Annotated in this window: 2 protein-coding genes; both read right to left on the bottom strand. The window is 53.0% G+C overall.

The window, feature by feature from the left end; genetic code table 11:
- Positions 1-137, bottom strand: a 137-nt coding sequence (locus tag B2067_RS16055; RefSeq protein WP_414716519.1) for a PulJ/GspJ family protein, incomplete at its 3' end; no start/stop codon positions are given.
- On the bottom strand, positions 137-523 hold the full coding sequence (gspI, locus tag B2067_RS02110) for a type II secretion system minor pseudopilin GspI (RefSeq protein WP_301387300.1): 387 nt from the start codon (positions 521-523) through the stop codon (positions 137-139). The genes gspI and B2067_RS16055, both read right to left, overlap by 1 nt.
- Positions 524-602: the final 79 nt, after the last annotated feature.

The raw sequence follows: 602 nt of genomic DNA, 5'->3' as shown, positions 1-602 counted from the left end.
AGATCATCGGCCTTCTCAATAGATGCTTTATTTACACCTGATATGTTGCTGAGAAGCTGCACAGCTGCAATGCCGACGGTTGCAGATATGGCGACAGCAACCAATACCTCAAGGAGCGTAAAACCGCGGGAAATCATCAGTTCGGCCCCATGATCGTCGACAGAGTAATGACGGGGTTGTCCGGAGTGATCTCTGGTGCGACCGCAACATCAATGCGCACCAGTCCGGGGAACTGAGTCTTAGTGACTTCAGTAAAGAGGTGCCATTCCTGGCCTGCCATCTCGACGATATCGTTGGTTTCCCCAGGCTGTGGTGGCACACCCGCAAGGCGTATGTCGGTGAGGCGGTTTTCAGCAACGAAAGACGCCAGTGTCATGGTTCGCATGCTCAACAGGTTGTTTACGCGCATGCTTGCTGTATCGGAAATCGTAATCGCAATACCAGCGAAGATGGCGACCGCGACCATAACTTCGAGCAGCGTGAATCCGGATTGATGTGACCCTGAACGATGAAAATCAGACATCCAGACGCTCCATCCGGCGCCTGACAGGGCCGATCCCGTCTCCGATGAGCCGTATTACAAAACTTTCATCATCAGGGTG

It is taken from the genome of Thalassolituus sp. UBA2590 (assembly GCF_002339775.1).
Taxonomy (GTDB): domain Bacteria; phylum Pseudomonadota; class Gammaproteobacteria; order Pseudomonadales; family Oceanobacteraceae; genus Thalassolituus.
This window is presented reverse-complemented; position numbering and strand designations above follow the sequence as displayed.